Source organism: Isoptericola sp. NPDC056134, from assembly GCF_042264825.1.
Lineage (GTDB): Bacteria > Actinomycetota > Actinomycetes > Actinomycetales > Cellulomonadaceae > Isoptericola > Isoptericola nanjingensis.
On record NZ_JBHJVM010000019.1, the window covers coordinates 60,811 to 74,000 of the forward strand.

General features: G+C 74.9%; 11 protein-coding genes. 3 read left to right on the plus strand and 8 right to left on the minus strand.

Annotation, left to right across the window (positions count from 1 at the left end; translation table 11 throughout):
* Nucleotides 1–22: 22 nt before the first annotated feature.
* The 3 genes from ACFCZN_RS16735 to ACFCZN_RS16745 are packed head-to-tail and all read right to left on the minus strand — an operon-like array spanning nt 23 to nt 3,749.
* A complete protein-coding gene (locus tag ACFCZN_RS16735; RefSeq protein ID WP_430557492.1) occupies nt 23–628 on the minus strand; it encodes a nitroreductase family protein in 606 nt (201 codons plus the stop codon).
* 44 nt (nt 629–672) lie between these two features.
* On the minus strand, nt 673–2,853 hold the full coding sequence (locus ACFCZN_RS16740; protein WP_429766739.1) for a YhgE/Pip family protein: 2,181 nt from the start codon (nt 2,851–2,853) through the stop codon (nt 673–675).
* The gene (locus tag ACFCZN_RS16745) at nt 2,850–3,749 is read right to left on the minus strand and encodes a hypothetical protein (protein ID WP_429766738.1); all 900 of its coding nucleotides are present in this window, start codon (nt 3,747–3,749) and stop codon (nt 2,850–2,852) included. The genes ACFCZN_RS16740 and ACFCZN_RS16745 overlap by 4 nt, the downstream gene beginning before the upstream one ends.
* A 94-nt stretch (nt 3,750–3,843) precedes the next feature.
* Between ACFCZN_RS16745 and ACFCZN_RS16750 the strand changes: the two genes are divergently transcribed.
* The gene (locus ACFCZN_RS16750; RefSeq protein ID WP_429766736.1) at nt 3,844–4,482 is read left to right on the plus strand and encodes a TetR family transcriptional regulator; all 639 of its coding nucleotides are present in this window, start codon (nt 3,844–3,846) and stop codon (nt 4,480–4,482) included.
* An 18-nt stretch (nt 4,483–4,500) separates the two neighbouring features.
* Here the strand turns inward: ACFCZN_RS16750 and ACFCZN_RS16755 are convergent, their stop codons facing one another.
* The 4 genes from ACFCZN_RS16755 to ACFCZN_RS16770 all read right to left on the minus strand — a co-directional run bounded on the left by ACFCZN_RS16755 (nt 4,501) and on the right by ACFCZN_RS16770 (nt 10,614).
* Entirely contained in the window at nt 4,501–7,536 is a 3,036-nt protein-coding gene (locus ACFCZN_RS16755; RefSeq protein WP_430557493.1) for an FAD-binding and (Fe-S)-binding domain-containing protein, read from the minus strand.
* Nucleotides 7,537–7,667: 131 nt separating this feature from the next.
* Nucleotides 7,668–8,726, minus strand: coding sequence for a TetR/AcrR family transcriptional regulator (locus tag ACFCZN_RS16760; protein ID WP_430557494.1), 1,059 nt, complete (start codon nt 8,724–8,726; stop codon nt 7,668–7,670).
* A gap of 83 nt (nt 8,727–8,809) precedes the next feature.
* Complete coding sequence (locus ACFCZN_RS16765; RefSeq protein WP_429766732.1) at nt 8,810–9,625, minus strand: ABC transporter permease; 816 nt, start codon at nt 9,623–9,625, stop codon at nt 8,810–8,812.
* Entirely contained in the window at nt 9,622–10,614 is a 993-nt protein-coding gene (locus ACFCZN_RS16770; protein WP_430557495.1) for an ATP-binding cassette domain-containing protein, read from the minus strand. Before ACFCZN_RS16770 ends, ACFCZN_RS16765 begins: the two co-directional genes overlap by 4 nt.
* A 138-nt stretch (nt 10,615–10,752) precedes the next feature.
* Between ACFCZN_RS16770 and ACFCZN_RS16775 the strand changes: the two genes are divergently transcribed.
* A complete protein-coding gene (locus tag ACFCZN_RS16775) occupies nt 10,753–11,814 on the plus strand; it encodes an NAD-dependent epimerase/dehydratase family protein (protein ID WP_430557496.1) in 1,062 nt (353 codons plus the stop codon).
* On the opposite strand, the gene ACFCZN_RS16780 is transcribed toward ACFCZN_RS16775, so the two are convergent.
* Entirely contained in the window at nt 11,794–12,339 is a 546-nt protein-coding gene (locus ACFCZN_RS16780) for a MarR family winged helix-turn-helix transcriptional regulator (RefSeq protein WP_429766727.1), read from the minus strand. The two genes, ACFCZN_RS16775 and ACFCZN_RS16780, sit on opposite strands and share 21 nt — an antisense overlap.
* A gap of 135 nt (nt 12,340–12,474) precedes the next feature.
* Between ACFCZN_RS16780 and ACFCZN_RS16785 the strand changes: the two genes are divergently transcribed.
* Nucleotides 12,475–13,107 carry an FMN-dependent NADH-azoreductase gene (locus ACFCZN_RS16785; RefSeq protein ID WP_430557497.1) on the plus strand — a complete coding sequence of 211 codons (633 nt, stop codon included), beginning with the start codon at nt 12,475–12,477 and terminating at the stop codon, nt 13,105–13,107.
* Nucleotides 13,108–13,190 lie beyond the last annotated feature (83 nt).

Below are 13,190 nucleotides of genomic sequence, written 5' to 3' on the forward strand. Positions count from 1 at the left end.
TCGTGGCGTGACAGTACGGGCGTCACCACCGCCCGCGGTGCACGACGTCCTCCAACGGCTTGCGACGGCGGCGCGTCGGGGAGCCCTTGGCCCCGCCGTCGGCGGGGTGCCCGACGGCGACCACCCCGGTCTGGACCCACGCGTCGGGGATGCCGAACGCCTCGCGGAACGCCGGCATCTCGCCCGCGCCGACGCCGAAGAAGCACGCGCCCAGGCCCTCGTCGACCGCCGTCTGGAGCATGAGCAGCGACGCCATGCCCGCGTCGACGTGCCAGTACGGCACGGGCCAGCGCGCCTCGTCGCGGTCGGTCCACCCCTTGTCGGCCTCGGCGTACCGGCCGAGGTAGGCGTCCTTGGAGCACAGCGCCACGACGAGCACCGGGGCGGTGCGCATGCCGGCGAGCCAGGCGGACATGTCACGCTCGGAGTCCGCCGGGGTCGCGGCGGACCAGAACCGTTCGCGGTCCTCCGCCTCCGTGAGGACGAGGAACGACCAGCCCTGCGAGAACCCCGCGCTGGGGGCGCGCACGGCGTTGCGCACCAGCCGGTCCACCGTCTCGGGCGGCACGGGCTCGTCCGTGAACCGCCGCACCATCCGCCGTCTGCGCACCACGTCCTGGAACTCCACGCGCCCATCCTGCCCCCTTGCCGGACAGGCGGTGCGCGGGGAGGTCAGAGGACGAGCTCGGGCTGCAGCTTCGTCACGGTCCACACACGCTGCCTGCGGGCGGCGAGGGTCGTGAGGCCCAGCGCGACGACGAGGACGCCGAGCAGCACGGTGACGTCGCGCGTGACGGTGGCGAGGTTGCCGCCGTACAGGAGCTGGCGCAGGCCCTCGACGGCGTAGGTCATCGGCATGAACTGGTGCATCGCCTTGAGCGGCTGCGGGATCGTCTGCCAGGGGAACGTGCCGCCCGCGGTGACGAGCTGCACCAGCATCAGCACCAGCCCCAGGAACTGGCCGGCCGCGCCCAGCCAGACGTTGAGCGCCTGGAGGACCGCGACGAACGTGCCCGACACCAGCACGAGGAACAGCGCCGTGAACAGCCCGTAGGACGGCTGGATGTCCAGCGCGAACTTCGTCACGGCGAACATCGCCGCCACCTGCACGACGCCGATCGCGGCCGGGGTGGCCCAGCCGCCCAGCGCCGTCGCGAGCCCCGACCGGCCCGCCGCGAGCGCCCGGGTGGACAGCGGCCGCACCAGCAGGAACAGCACGTACGCGCCGATCCACGTGGCCAGCGACAGGAAGAACGGCGCGAGGCCGGCGCCGTACGTACCCGCCGACGACAGGGCGTCGTTGCGCACCTCCAACGGGTTGCCGATGGTCGACGCCGTGTCCTCGCGCGTCTGGTCGTCGAGGTCGGGGATCTGGCCGAGGCCCTCGGCGAGCCCGTCGCGCAGCTCGGCGATCCCGCTCTTCAGCTCCCCGGAGCCGTCCGCGAGCTTCGTCGTGCCCGAGGCCAGCTCCGCGGCCCCGTCGGACACCTGGCCGGTGCCGTCCGCGAGCCGGTGCACGCCGTCGACGAGCGCGGGCGTGGCGGCGGCGAGCTGGCCCGTGCCGTCGGCGAGCCGGTCGGCGCCGTCCGCCGCCGACGCGATGCCGGCGGTGAGCTGCGGCGTCGCGCCCGCCAGGGTGGCGGCGCCGTCAGCCACCTGCCGGGAGCCGTCCGCGAGCTGGTCGAGCTTCTCGGACGCGCCCTCGACCGTCGTCACGGCCGACTCCACGTCCTTCCGCTGCGCGTCGAGGGCGCCGTCGACGTCGGCGCGCGTGGCGTCGAGGCGGTCGAGCGCCTGCGTGCGGAGGTCGGCGCACTGCGCGGCGAGGTCGGCGGCGTCGTCCGGCACCTGCGCGCACAGGTCGGCGAGCTGCTGGTCGAGGTCCGTGCGCCCCTGGTCGAGGGCGGACGCCGCGTCGGAGCGCGCGCCGTCGAGGGTCGGCAGCACCTGCCCGGCCGCCTCGGCGGCCTCCTGACCGTACTGCGCCACCTGGGCGTTGCCGTCGGCCACCTGGGCGGCGCCGTCGGCGAGCTTCTGGGTCTGCGCGGGCAGGTCGGCCGTCCTGTCCTGCAGCGTCCCGAGGCCGGTCGCGAGCTGCCCCGCGCCGTCGTCGAGCTGTCCGACGGCGGACGCCAGCGTGCCGACCTTGCCGTCCAGGGTCGCGGCGCCGTCCGCCGCCTGCGCCGCGCCGTCGGCGAGCGTGTGCGCGCCGTCGTCCGCGTCCGCGAGGCCGTCGTCGAGCGACGTCGCGCCCGTGAGCAGCTGCTTCGCGCCGTCCACCGCGTCCGCGAGGTTGGTGTGGATGGACGCGAACCCGCGCAGGAACGTGTCGGCCGCCTCGGTGCCGACCTCCTCCGCGATCGAGTCGCGCACCTTCCCCACGATCGTGTCCGAGATGGTGCCCGCGAGGTAGTTGTTCGCGTCGTTCGTGATGAGCGTGAGGCTGGCCTGCTGCGGCTCGAACTCCCCCGCCGACGCGAGGTCGGCGGAGAACGTCGGCCCGATGATCAGGGCCGCGTCGTAGCGGCCGGAGCGCACCCCCGCCTCGGCGTCCGCCTGGGACGTCTCGACCCAGCCGAACCCGCCGTCGTCGAGCAGCTGGTCCGCGACGTCGCGGCCGAAGTCGCGCTCGGTCGTCTCGCCGGTGTCGGCGTCCTTCGTCGTGGTGCCCTCGTCCTGCACGACGACGGCGGCCGGGACCTGCTCGAGCTGCCCGTACGGGTCGTGGTTGGCGAACAGGTACAGCCCCGCGTACAGCGTGGGGATGAGCGCCATCGCGAGGATGGCGAGCTTCGGCAGGCGCCCGGCGGCGAGACGCTTGAGCTCCGAGAGAGCGAGCCGGACCGCGGTCATCGGGCCTCCTCCTGCGGGTCGTCGGCCGGCGTCGCGGCCATGCTGTCGTGGATCGGGGTGTCGTCGATCGGGGTGTCGTCGGGGGCCGCGGCGTCGGGCGGGTCGTCGAGCTCCTCCTCCGCGCGGGCGTCGGGGTCGGGGGACGGCTCCAGCTCGTCCTCGACCTCGGGCTCGACGGCGGGGCCGGTCTCGGCGGCGGGGAGGACGGCGGTCGCGCCGGGCTCCTCAGCGGGCGCGCCGGGGGTCTCGCGCCGCACGACCTGCGGCGGCTCGTGCAGGGTGGCGCCGCGCGCGGGCGGCAGGTCGACGCCCAGGTCGCGGGCGGACGACCGCGTGCACTGCACGAGCACGCCGAGCCCGGACGCGGCGAGCGTGCGCGCCGTCTCCCACCAGCCGGACGGCTCGCCGCCGTGCCGGTCGGGCAGCGTCAGCACGACGAACCGGACGTCCGGGTTCTCGGTCGCCAGCGCCGCGAGGACGGCGGTGCGCACGACGCCGGGCAGCTGGTCCACCCGCCGCCCGCGGTCCTCGGTGAGGGCGCGCTCCTCGAGCCACCGCGTCACGTCGCGCGGCAGCGACCGGCGGCCGGCGAGGGCCAGGCCCTCGGCGACGACGTCGGCGAGGGACAGGGCGTCGTCGGGCTCGCTGATGCCGGGCACGTCGACGACGGCGGTGCGGGCGCGCAGCGCGGGCGGCGGCACGACGGCGCCGTCGAGGCGCACGGTGCCGGACGACGGGACGAACCGCCCGGTCGCGACGAGGGCGAGGGCGGTGTGTCCGTGCCCCGGCTCGCCCGCGACGAGCAGGCACTCCCCCGTCGACCAGGCGAGGTCCGTGGCCTCCAGCATCGGGTCGCGACGCCCGTCGACCCGCACCCCGCTCAGCGTGATCTGCACCCTGCTCCCCGTCCCCCGACACACTGTTGACTTGCGATCAACAACTCTACGACCGCTGTTGACTGATGGTCAATAACGCCGTACAACTGTGCCCATGACCTCCGCCACCCCGCGCCCCCGCACGCGCCACGAGCCGTCGGACCGGCGCCGCCAGCTCCTCGAGGCGGCCGTCGCCGAGGCGGAGGCCGCGGGGCTGGACGCGCTGACGCCGGCGACGGCGGCCGCCCGCGCGGGGGCGTCGAAGGCGCTCGTCTTCCACTACTTCGGGTCCACGACGGCGCTGCGCCGCACGGTCGCGCTCGAGGCGGTGTCCGACCTGGAGCAGACGCTGCTGGCACCCGACGATCGTCCCCTCGCCGACCGCCCGGCGCACGCGATGTCGCTGTTCCTGGGCTCGGTCACGTCGCACCGGCGCGTCTGGGAGGACATCTGGCGCGGCGCGCTCGCCGGCGACGACGCCACCGAGGACGCCCTGCAGCGCGTGCGGACCGCGCTCGTCGCGCGCATGACGACGACGGCCGGCGTCATCGGCTTCACGCCCAGCGACCGGCTGCAGCTCCTGGCCGGCGGGTGGGTGGCGCTGGTCGAGAACGTCACCGCCGCCTGGCTGGGCGGCAGCGGCATCCCGCGCGACGAGCTCGAGCGGCTGCTGCTCGAGTCCCTCGTCGTCCTCGTCCCGGAGCTCCCTGAGCCCGCGCGCTCCGGCGTCCTCGCCCTCGTCCGCCGTCCCTGACGCTTGTGGGCGCGCGGGTCAGAGGCGCTCGGCGATGACCTCCACGAGCGCCTTGCCCTGCGTGCCCTCGAGCTGCACGGCCTGGGTGCGGCAGGAGAAGCCGTCTGCCACGTACTCGGTGCCCGGCGCGGCCTCGCGCAGCGCGGGCAGCAGCGCGTTCTCCGCCACGGCGACGGACACGTCGTAGTGGCCCTTCTGCATGCCGAAGTTGCCGGCGAGGCCGCAGCAGCCGGCCAGGACCTTGATCTCGGCGCCCGCGGTGCGCAGCAGCGCCTCGTCGGCGTCGAAGCCCATCACGGAGTGCTGGTGGCAGTGCGGCTGCACCACGGCGGTGAGGTCGGACAGGTCGGGCATCTCCCAGCCCGACCCGGCCGCCGGCGCGGTCTCCGGCGAGGTGAACAGCTCCGCCAGGGTGCGGGTCGCGTCCGCGACGGCCTGGGCGCGCGGGTCGTCGGGGAAGAGGTCCAGCAGGTCCGAGCGCAGCACCGCCGTGCACGACGGCTCCAGCCCGAGGATCGGGATGCCGTTGACCGCGTACGGCCCGAGCACGGACAGCAGCTGCGACAGCCTGCGGCGTGCGCCGTCGAGCTGGCCGGTCGAGATCCAGGTGAGCCCGCAGCACGCCTGCTGGTCGGGGACGACGACGTCGTACCCCGCCGCGGTGAGCACCTTCACCGCGGCCTGCGGGACGGAGGGCGCGAGGGCGTCGCTGAACGAGTCCGCCCAGAGCACGACCTTCGGGCGCGATCCCGTGGGGCGGTCGTGCGGCGTCTGGCCGGCGCCCAGGCCGGGCACGCCGTGCGACGCCCAGCCGCGCTTCCACCAGGTGCGGAACGGGATCTCCGCGAACTGCGGCACCTGCCGCCGCGTGTCCATGCCTCCCGCCCACAGCACCGCCTTCGCGATCCACGGCACGCCGAGCACCTTGTTGACGAACCGCGGCATCCCGCCCGCGAGCCGCGCCCAGCGGGGCAGCCAGCCGAGGGCGTAGTGGTCCACGGGGCGCAGCTTCCCCTTGTAGGAACGGTGCAGCACCTCGGACTTGTACTGCGCCATGTCGACGCCTGCCGGGCAGTCGGACGAGCACGCCTTGCAGCTCAGGCACAGGTCGAGCGACTCCCGCACCTCTGGCGCCGTGAGGCCGCCCACGAGGGTGCCGTTGACGGCCTCCTGCAGCACACGCGCCCGCCCGCGGGTCACGTCCTTCTCGTCCTTCGTCGCCTGATAGCTGGGGCACATGAACCCGCCGGAGGCGTGGTTGTCGGCGCGGCACTTGCCCACGCCGACGCAGCGGTGCACGGCGGTCGTGAGGTCGTGGTGGTCGTGCGCGAACGAGAACCCGGTGTGGCCCGCCTTCTTCGCGATGCCGTGCAGCGGGCCCGAGCCCGCCATCCCCCGGTCCCCCACCGGCAGCGTCGAGAGCACGGCCTTCGCCGCGGGGCGGCGCAGGTCGGCGTCGACGGCCGCCGGACGCACGACGACGCCCGGGTTGAGCAGGTCGTCCGGGTCGAACAGCGCCTTGAACCGCTCCATGAGCCGGATCGCCTCGGGCGTGTACATCAGCGGCAGCAGCTCGGAGCGGGCGCGGCCGTCGCCGTGCTCCCCCGACAGCGAGCCGCCGTGGTACGCCACCAGCCGCGCGGCATCGGTCATGAACGTGCGCAGCACGGAGCCCGACGTCTCCATCGGGATGTCGATGCGCAGGTGCACGCAGCCGTCACCGAAGTGCCCGTAGGGCAGCCCGTCGACGCCGTAGCGCTCCATGAGGTCCTCGAGGTCGCGCAGGTACGCGCCCAGGCGCTCGGGCGGGACCGCGGAGTCCTCCCAGCCCGGCCACGCCTGCTCCCCCGCGGGTGTGCGGCCCGCGAGCCCCGCGCCGTCGGCGCGGATCTGCCACATCTTGGTGGCGTCCGGCCCGGCGGGCAGCACCAGCGAGGACAGGGCGGACGACGACGTCACGATGGCCTCGGCCCGCGCGCTCGCCTCGTCCTGGCTCGCGCCGCCGACCTCGATCATCAGCCAGCCCGCGCCCTCGGGCAGCGCCGGCACGGACGCCTCGCCCTTGGCCCTGCGCACGACGTCGACCAGGCGGGCGTCGAGGCCCTCGATCGCGAGCGGCTTGTGGCCGAGCAGGTGCGGGACGTCGTCGGCCGCCGCGGGCATGTCCGGGTAGCCGAGCACGACGAGCGTCGGCGCGGTCGGCACGGGCACCATCCGCAGCGTGGCGCCGAGCACCGTGACCAGCGTGCCCTCGGTGCCCACCAGCGCCTTGGCGAGGTCGGAGCCGTTCTCCGGCAGCAGGTGCTCCAGCGAGTACCCGGACACCTGGCGCCCGAACCGGCCGAACTGGGTGCGGATCAGCGCGAGGTTCTCCCGCACGAGCTCCGCCAGGCCCGGCACGGCGGCGAACGTCGCGTCGCCGCGGCCCGCGGTGAAGCGCCGGCCGCGTCCGTCGACGACGTCGAGCTCCACCACGTTGTCGGCGGTGCGGCCGTAGGCCACGGCGTGCGGGCCGCACGCGTTGTTGCCGATCATCCCGCCGAGCGTCGCGCGGTTCTGCGTGGACGGGTCCGGGCCGAAGCGCAGGCCGTGGGCGGCGCCCGCGCGCTGCAGGGTCGACATCACGGTGCCGGGCTCGACGACGGCCGTCCCCGCCTCCGGGTCGACGGAGACCACCTCGTTCAGGTGCCGGGAGAAGTCGAGCACCGCGCCCGTGCCGACCGCGTTGCCGGCCACCGACGTGCCGGCGCCGCGCGCCGTCACCGGGATCTTCAGCTCGCGCAGCACCTCCAGGCCGCGGACCACGTCGCGCGAGCTGCGCGGGAAGGCGACGACGTCGGGCACGACGCGGTAGTTCGAGGCGTCGGTGGAGTACTCCGCGCGCCGCCGGGAGGAGGAGTCGACGTCGCCCGCGATCACCGTCCGCAGCGCGGAGACGACGGCCGCGCGGGCCTCGTCGGCCGCGCGCCTGGCCGCGCTCTCCGCCTCGTCACGGGTGGGCGCGACGTCCGCGCCGCCGTCCGGGGTGGGGGCGTTCCGGGTCTGGGCTGGCACGCGCCGATTCTGCCATCGGAGCCCCCGGGGTGCCGACGCGTCCACGCCGCCGACGCCCCGCCCGCCCCCGTCGAGCAGTCGGTCCGTCGCGGGAAGGGGTCGTTCCCCGCGACGGACCGCCTGCGCGGAGGTCAGCCGCGGTCGGCCTTCTCCTGCGCCGCCCGCACGGCCTCGGCCTCCGCCTTCAGGGCGTCACGCTCGGCCTTCTGGAGGTCGCGCAGGCGCTTCTGCGCCTCGCGCACCCGCTTCTCGGCCTCCTTGCGCTTCGCGGCGGCCTTCTTGACCTTGGCGTCGGCGGCGTACGCGCCCGCGGTCGCGACGGCGGCGGCCACCAACGGGTCGTCACCGGGCGACGCCGCCGGGGCGCGGCCGTCGGGGTGGACGACCGCGGCGTCCCGCGACGCGACGTAGGCGCCCACGCCGTCGAGCGTCCGCTCCAGGCCCCATGCGACGTCGTCGAGCTCGTCCAGGCCGCCGCCGCTGGGGGGCACGTACGTGCCGCGCTCGACCAGCGGGCGCAGGTAGGGGAAGCGCACCTCGTCGACGAGGTGGCGCAGGACGTCGTGGTAGGCGGAGCCCAGGGCGTCGCCGTCGCCGCCCGCCGCGACGACTGCCCGGTCCAGGTCGCGACCCAGGATCGCCGCGTTCCGGACGTAGCCGCTGGTGAGCAGGATCGTCGCGATCTTCTCGTCGTCGTCCAGCGGCGTGGAGCGCAGCGCGCGCAGCCCGGCGTCGAGGACGCGCAGGTTGGCCGGGGTCATCGGGGCGCCGGTGACGGGGATGTCGAGCACCCAGGTGTGCTTGCGGAAGACCGCGAGGGTGAACAGCGCCCACTCCCGCAGCTCGGCGCGCCAGTCCGCCGGCTCGTGCGCGGGCGGGAACTCGACGTCGATGGCGACCTCCTGCATGAGCAGCAGCAGGTCGTCCTTGCTGGTGACGTACCGGTACAGCGACATCGTGGTGAAGCCGAGGCTCTTGGCGACGCGCGCCATGGAGACGCCGGCGAGGCCCTCGGCGTCCGCGATCTCGACGGCGGCCTCGACGATGCGCTCGATGCTCAGCTCCCGGCGGGGCACGCGCTCCGGCCGTTCCGCCACGCCCCAGGCCAGCGCGAGGCGCGGCGGCAGCTCCGGCACGTCGGGCCCGGGCGGGTCGGTCTCCGGCAGGTCCGTCTCCGGCGTGTCCGTCATGGGTTCATCATCCCCGAATCTCCCGTCGGTCGAGCCTGTCGAGACCCGGGACGCGGTCCCGACAGGCTCGTCCGCCATCAGGATCAGCGGGCGGTCCGACGGCGGTACAGGCGGCCGCCGGCGACGACGCTCGCCGCGAGGAAGCCCACCAGCCACACGCACGCGGTGACGATCGTGCCGGCGTCGGGGCTGCCCATGAGCAGGCCGCGCACCGACTCGATGATCGGCGTGAACGGCTGGTGCTCGGCGAAGCCGTGCAGCCAATCCGGCATGGTGTCGACGGGCACGAACCCCGAGCTGAGGTACGGCACGAACAGGAAGATCATGTTCACCGACATCGACGCCTCGACGCTGAGCACGAGGCCGAGGGTGACGCTGAGCCACGTGAAGGTCAGCACCGACAGGACCGCGAACCCGGCGAAGCCCAGCCAGCCGGCGAGGCCCGCGGCCGGGTCGAACCCGTAGGCGAGCGCCACCAGCAGCACGACCGCGGCCGAGGCGAGGTTGCGCACGACGCTCGCGACCACGTGCCCCCACAGCGCGGACGGCCCGAAGATCGGCAAGGTCTTGAAGCGGTCGATCGTGCCCGTGGCCATGTCCTGAGCCACGCCGGTGGCCGCGGTGGCGGAGTTCATGCCCAGGCACATGATGAGCACGCCGGGCACGACGTAGTCGATGTACTCGCCCCCGGTGCCGCCCGCGATCGCCCCGCCGAAGATGACGACGAACACGGTCATGATCAGCACGGGCAGCGCGAACGCGGTGATGAGGCCGTCGATCGAGCGCAGGGAGCGGCGCGCCTCGCGCCGGGTCATGGTGGCGACGTCGCGCAGCGGCGCGCGCGTGGCGCGGACGGGGGCGGGTGCCGTCGGCCTCGCCGGGGCCAGGGTGGTGGTCATCGCAGCGCCTCCTCGGGGGCGGTCTGGTCCGTGGTGCCGGTCGTGCGGTCGGTGGCGGCGCTGCCGGTGAGCGCCAGGAAGACGTCGTCGAGGGTGGGCTTGACCACGCTCACGCCCGCGACGGCGAGGCCGCGGGACTCGGCCCGGTCGAGGACGTCACGGATGGCGCGGACGGGCTCGGCGCTCGGGAAGGTCAGCGCGAGCGCCCGGAGGTCCTCCTCGGCGGCGTCGAGGCCGACGACGCCGAGCTCGCGCGCGGTGGCGAGGCTCGCGGCGTCGTCGAACGTCACGCGCACGTGGTCCCCGGCGACGAGGGTCTTGAGCTCCTCGGCCGTGCCGCGCGCCGCGATGGTGCCCTGGGCGAGGACGGCGATCGTGTCGGCGAGCCGGTCGGCCTCCTCGAGGTACTGGGTGGTGAGCAGGATCGTGGTGCCGTCGGCCGCGAGGCCCCGCACCACCTCCCAGAGCTGGGAGCGCGACGCCGGGTCGAGCCCCGTGGTGGGCTCGTCGAGCACCAGCACGGCCGGGTCGGCGACGAGGCTGATGGCCAGGTCGAGGCGGCGGCGCATGCCGCCGGAATAGGTGCCGACCCGGCGGCGGGCGGCGTCGGTCAGGTCGAAGCGCTCCAGGAGCTCGTGGGCACGACGGCGCACGACGCGCTTCGGCAGGTGGGCGAGGTCGGCCATCATGACGAGGTTCTCCTCCCCCGTCTGGAACTCGTCGACGCTCGCGTACTGGCCGGTCAGCGCGATGCTGCGCCGCACCGCGGCGGGCTGCTTCACGACGTCGGCGCCGGCGATGGTCGCCGTGCCGCCGTCCGGCTGCACCAGCGTGGTGAGGATGTTGACGGTGGTGGTCTTGCCCGCGCCGTTCGGCCCGAGCAGCGCGAAGATCTCGCCGCGTCGGACGGCGAGGTCGACGCCGCGCAGGACGGCGGTGCGTCCGTAGGACTTGCGCAGCCCCCGCACCGCGATCATCGGGTCGTTCATGGCCGTTCCCCTCGGTCGGTCTGTGTATGACATACACGAGCGTACGGCATACACAACGTGTTGGCCATACACATCGTGTCTCCGATACACGCGGGCCCTGCACGCGCGCCGCGCCGCCACCGCGGCTACGGTCGGACCGTGCGCGTCGTCGTCGTGGGAGCCAGCGGAAACGTCGGAACGGCCGTGCTGGGCGCACTCGCCCGCGAACCCGCCGTGACCTCGGTCGTCGGCGTCGCCCGGCGCGTGCCGCGCGCCGACGGCAGCAGCACGGTCACCTACCCGCACTCCGCCGCCGAGTGGGTCCGCGTCGACCTCACCGACACCGCGGACGCCGTCGTGCGCGGCCTCGACCAGGCGTTCCTCGGGGCCGACGCCGTCATCCACCTCGCCTGGGCGCCGCCCTCCGCCCGCGACTCCGGGCAGGCCCGACGCCTCAACCTCGACGGCTCGCGGGCCGTCGCCGACGCCGTCATGCGCGGCGGGGTGCCGCACCTCGTGTTCGGCTCGACCTCCGGCGTCTACTCCCCCGGCCCCCCGGACGGCGGCCTCGTCGGCGAGGACTGGCCGCGGCGCGGCGTGCGCACGTCGTCGTACTCCGTGCAGAAGGCCGCCGTCGAGCGGATGCTCGACGACGTCGCCGAGCGGCACCCGGGGCTGGTCGTGACCCGCGTGCGCCCCGCGCTCATGCTGCAGCGCGAGGCCGGCGCCGAGCTCGCGCGCTACTTCCTGGGGCCGCTCGGCACCCGCGCGCTGCGGCTCGCCGCGAAGCGCGCCCCCGAGGGGGCGCTGCTGCCCGCGGTGCCCGCGCTCGCCGGGCTCCGCCTGCAGGTGATGCACGTCGACGACGCCGCCGACGCGTACCGCGCCGTCGTCGTCGGCCGCCATCCCGGGGCGTTCAACCTGGCGCCCGAGGGCTGGCTGACGTCGGCCGACCTCGCCGACACACTCTCCGGCGGCCGCAGCGTCGAGGTCTCGCCCGAGGTCGCGCGGACCGGGCTGACGGTCGCCTCCCGGCTGCGCCTCGCGCCGATCGACGTGGGCTGGTTCGACATGGCCCGCGCCGACGTCGTCCTCGACGCGACGCGCGCCCGCGAGCTGCTGCGCTGGGAGCCCGCCCACGACCCGCGCGACGTGCTGCGCGAGACGGTCGAGGGCGTCATCGCCGGCACGGGCGCCGGCTCACCGCCCCTGCTCGGCTGACTCCGCGGGGAGCGGTCCGCAGCCGGTGCCGCGGGCCCGCTCGCCGCACGCGAGCGCCGGGTCGATCGTGCGCACGACGACGTCGGCGGCCACGCCGAGCGCCGCGAGCTGATCGTCGTCGAGGGCGTCCACCACGAGGCGGCGCACCTCCCGGACGTGCCCCGGGGCGGCCGCCACGAGCTTGTCCCAGCCCACGTCCGTGAGCCGGGCCTCCATCCGCCGCCGCCCGTCGGAGCACGCGCTGCGCTCGACCAGGCCGGACCGCTCGAGGCGACCGACGGCGTGCGACAGCCGGGACAGCGAGCCGCGCGAGAGCGCCGCCAGGTCGGACATACCGAGGGTGCGCCCGGGCGCCTCACCCAGGGCGACGAGCACGTGGTACTCGAACAGGTTGAGCCCGGAGTCCGCGCGCAGCTGCGCGTCGAGCGTGGCGGGCAGGGTCATGAGAAGCGCGGCTACCGACGACCAGCTCCGCTGCTGATCGTCGTCGAGCCACACCGGGGCGTCGGTCGGTGCGGACGGCATACCCCATCCTAGGCCGACTTGAACCGTCAACACCGTCCGGGTACGTTGATATTGAACGTTCAAGACGACGTTCTCCCCAGCGCTGCCCCCGTCCGTCGCCCGTGCGCCGGCGACCCCCACCGGAGGAACCACCCCATGACGCTTCTTCGTCTCGACGCCAGCATCCAGGGCGACCGGTCCGCGAGCTCCGCCCTCGCGGACACCGTGGTCGCGGAAGTCACGGCCGCCCGCCCCGGCACCGCCGTCGTCTCCCGGCACCTGGGCAAGGACCCGCTGCCCGCGGACGCCTGGGCCCACGCCACCTCGGGCGGCTTCGTCGCCGAGTCCGAGCGCACCCCGCAGCAGCGGGCCGCCCTCGACCTCGCCGCGGCCCTGGCCGACGAGGTCCGCGCCGCGGACGCCTTCGTCCTCGCCATGCCGCTGTACAACTACGGCGTCTCGCAGCACGCCAAGACCTGGATCGACCTCGTCACGACCGGCGCGGGCGCGGGAGTGCCCGTGCTCGAGGGCAAGCCCACGGTGCTCGTCACCACCCGTGGCGGCTCCTACGGCGAGGGCAGCCCGCGCGCCGGCTGGGACCACAACACCGACTACCTGCGCCGCATCCTCGCGGACCTCTGGCTGGCGGACCTCACCGTGGTCGAGCGCGAGTTCACGCTGGTGGGCGTCAACCCCGCCCTGGACGAGTTCTCCGACGTCGCCGCCGTCATGGCCAAGCAGGCCGAGCAGGACGCCGTCGCGGCCGGGCGAGCGCTCGCCGCCCGCTGAACGCCGAGATAGAGAAGCTGGACCCGCGAGATAGAGAGGGGGACCGGACCACTGGTGTGGTGGCCCGGTCCCCCTCTCTATCT

Coding starts and splice junctions, on each gene's coding strand:
- ACFCZN_RS16740 (WP_429766739.1), bottom strand. CDS start 2,853: ATGACCGCGGTCCGGCTCGCTCTCTCGGAGCTCAAGCGTCTCGCCGCC.
- ACFCZN_RS16750 (WP_429766736.1), top strand. CDS start 3,844: ATGACCTCCGCCACCCCGCGCCCCCGCACGCGCCACGAGCCGTCGGAC.
- ACFCZN_RS16760 (WP_430557494.1), bottom strand. CDS start 8,726: ATGACGGACACGCCGGAGACGGACCTGCCGGAGACCGACCCGCCCGGG.
- ACFCZN_RS16765 (WP_429766732.1), bottom strand. CDS start 9,625: ATGACCACCACCCTGGCCCCGGCGAGGCCGACGGCACCCGCCCCCGTC.
- ACFCZN_RS16770 (WP_430557495.1), bottom strand. CDS start 10,614: ATGAACGACCCGATGATCGCGGTGCGGGGGCTGCGCAAGTCCTACGGA.
- ACFCZN_RS16780 (WP_429766727.1), bottom strand. CDS start 12,339: ATGCCGTCCGCACCGACCGACGCCCCGGTGTGGCTCGACGACGATCAG.
- ACFCZN_RS16785 (WP_430557497.1), top strand. CDS start 12,475: ATGACGCTTCTTCGTCTCGACGCCAGCATCCAGGGCGACCGGTCCGCG.